Below are 2,864 nucleotides of genomic sequence, written 5' to 3'. Positions count from 1 at the left end.
GCCCCGGACACTGCCGTTCGCAAGCAGAAATACGACGCCGCGGCAGCAATCCTGCAGGACGACCTGCCGATGACCTATATCGGCCATCAATCATGGATCTGGGCGCTGAACAAGAAAGTCAGCGGGTTCGTCGCTTCTCCTGACGGCATGATCCGGCTTGCCGGCGTGAAGAAAGCCGACTGAGCAATGGCAGGCGCCGGTCGGGGTGCACCCCTCGCCCGGCGTCGCATTGCGTGAAACCGCGGCTGCAGGAAGCGCCCATGTACAGCTACATCGCAAAGCGGCTTCTGGTCGCTATTCCGACGCTCTTGATCATTTCCGTGTTCGTATTTTCGCTGCAGAAGCTCTTGCCGGGCGATCCGGTACTTGCCATGGCAGGCGAGGAACGCGACCCGCAAGTGATTGAGTACCTGCGCGAGAAGTACCGGCTCAACGATCCTGTTCCAATTCAATATGCTCACTGGCTGGGTTCTGCGCTCCAGGGTGATCTCGGCATTTCCCTGCGCACCGATCTGCCGGTCTTGACGCTCGTGGGGCAAAAGCTGCCCGTCACAATTCAGCTTGCGATCATGTCGATGATCTTTGCCTTCGCGATAGGCATACCCATGGGTATCCTGGCGGCGGTGAAGAAGAACACCGCGCTCGACTACATTGCCAATGTGGTTGCGCTGTCGGGGCTATCGATCCCGAACTTCTGGCTGGGGATCATGCTGATCCTGCTTGTTTCGGTGAACCTCGGCTGGCTGCCGGCTTCGGGATACCGGCCGTTTTTCGAAGATCCACTCAATTCCGTCAAGACCATGCTTATGCCGGCGTTCGTCCTCGGCAACGCCTTGGCGGCCACGCTGATGCGCCACACACGCTCCGCCATGCTCAGTGTGCTCAGCGCCGATTACATACGCACCGCTCGTGCCAAAGGGCTTTCGGAACGAAAGGTGGTGCTTGAGCACAGCTTCCGCAACGCGGTCCTACCCATCGTTACATTGAGCGCGCTTTTGTTCGGCGAACTTCTCGCGGGCGCGGTTTTGACCGAGCAGATATTTACCATTCCCGGTTTCGGCAAACTGATCGTCGATGCCGTCTTCACCCGCGACTATGCGGTTGTGCAAGGCGTGGTGCTTTGCACGGCGATCGGCTTCATCCTGATGAACCTCATCGCCGACGTCCTCTATGTCGTCCTCAATCCGCGCATGAGGGCCAATCTATGACCACCATCGAACAGGTCGTGCTTTCGGCGCCTGTGAGCCAACGTCCGCAAAGCCGGGCATGGCGCAAGCTGAAGGCCAACAAGGGTGCGTTGGTCGGACTGGCGATCATCACATTCTTCACAGTCCTTGCGCTCACCGCGCCGCTGCTTCCTATTGCCGACCCGAACGGCACAAACTGGTCGGCAATCCGCAAGGCGCCATCAGCGGCCTACTGGCTAGGTACCGATGATATAGGCCGCGATATCCTGGCTCGCATGATCTGGGGTGCGCAGGCATCTCTTTTGGCCGGTGTGCTGTCGGTCGCCATTGCCGTTGTTATCGGCGTGCCATTCGGCCTTGTCTCGGGTTATTTCGGTGGCTGGATCGACCAGATCATCTCGCGCATTACCGAAGCCTTCCTTGCCATGCCGTTCCTGATAACGGCCATCGCACTGGCCGCTTTCCTCGGCCCGAGCCTGATGAATGCCATGATTGCAATCGGGTTGTCGGCGATGCCCGTTTTTATCAGGCTGACACGCGGCCAGGTACTTTCGGTCAAAAACGAAGACTATGTCGAAGGCGCGCGCTCGATCGGCCTCAGGCACTACACCATCATCAAGCGATACATCCTGCCCAACGTCTTCGCCCCGATCCTCGTACAGGCGACACTGACAATCGCGACTGCCATCATCGCGGAGGCCAGCCTTTCCTTCCTCGGCCTCGGCCAACAGCCACCGGCGCCAAGCTGGGGCTCGATGCTGAACGTCGCCAAGAACTACCTCTCACAAGCGCCCTGGATGGCGATGTGGCCTGGGGCCGCGATCTTCCTCGTGGTCATCGGCTTCAACCTTCTGGGCGACGGACTGCGCGATGCGCTTGATCCGCGAGAAGCATGATTTGCCAAAAGGACATTGCACGATGAACTCATTTACGACCCGTCCCGAAATCCTGGGAACCTTCGGCGTCGTCGCTTCCACTCACTGGATCGCTTCGGCGGTCGGCATGAGCATCCTCGAGAAAGGCGGCAATGCTTTCGATGCCGCGGTGGCAATGGGGTTCGTTCTGCAAGTCGTGGAACCACATCTTGTCGGTCCGGGCGGGGACATGCCGGCCGTGCTCTATTCGAAGAAGAACGACAAGGTTGAAGTCATCTGCGCGCAGGGCCCGGCCCCCGCCGGGGCCACCATCGAACACTACACGTCCGAGGGGCTGAAGATGATCCCCGGCGACGGCTTGCTGGCGACAGTTATTCCGGGATCATTCGACGGCTGGATGCTGATGCTGCGCGACTACGGCAGTATGAGCGTGCGCGATGTCCTGGAGCCGGCAATCTACTATGCCGAGCGCGGACATCCGGTGTTGCCGCGCGTGTCTGCAACAATCGAGGGGCTGGTCGAATTCTTCAAGTCCGAGTGGCCGACCTCTGCTCAAACATGGTTGCCCGGCGGTTCGGCGCCAGCCCCGCATTCGAATGTGATGAACCCGGATCTTGCCGCCACATGGAAGCGTATCATCGCAGAGGCAGAGGCAAAAAGAGGGCGGGAAGAGCAGGTCGAAGCCGCACGCAACGTCTTCTACCGTGGCTTCGTGGCCGAGACCATCGGCAACTACTTCGCAACCGCCGAGGTCATGGACGCAAGCGGCAGCCGCCACAAAGGCGTGCTGAGCGCAGATGAC

4 protein-coding genes are annotated in these 2,864 nt (G+C 59.8%); all 4 read left to right on the top strand.

Annotated features, from left to right (window positions below; genetic code table 11):
* Window positions 1-183: hypothetical protein (locus tag WBB07_RS23815; RefSeq protein WP_526311199.1), on the top strand; the 183-nt coding region annotated here is incomplete at its 5' end.
* Between the two features lie 77 nt (window positions 184-260).
* A complete protein-coding gene (locus tag WBB07_RS23810) occupies window positions 261-1,208 on the top strand; it encodes an ABC transporter permease (protein WP_526311197.1) in 948 nt (315 codons plus the stop codon).
* Window positions 1,205-2,083 (top strand): ABC transporter permease, encoded by an 879-nt coding sequence (locus tag WBB07_RS23805; RefSeq protein ID WP_526311195.1) that lies wholly within the window; start codon window positions 1,205-1,207, stop codon window positions 2,081-2,083. The genes WBB07_RS23810 and WBB07_RS23805 overlap by 4 nt, the downstream gene beginning before the upstream one ends.
* The coding region (locus WBB07_RS23800; RefSeq protein WP_526311193.1) for a gamma-glutamyltransferase at window positions 2,058-2,864 on the top strand (807 nt) is incomplete at its 3' end. The genes WBB07_RS23805 and WBB07_RS23800, both read left to right, overlap by 26 nt.

It is taken from the genome of Mycobacterium sp. (assembly GCF_049647605.1).
Lineage (GTDB): Bacteria > Actinomycetota > Actinomycetes > Mycobacteriales > Mycobacteriaceae > Mycobacterium.
Note: the sequence above shows the minus strand (reverse complement) of the source record. Positions and strands in the feature narration are given on the sequence as shown.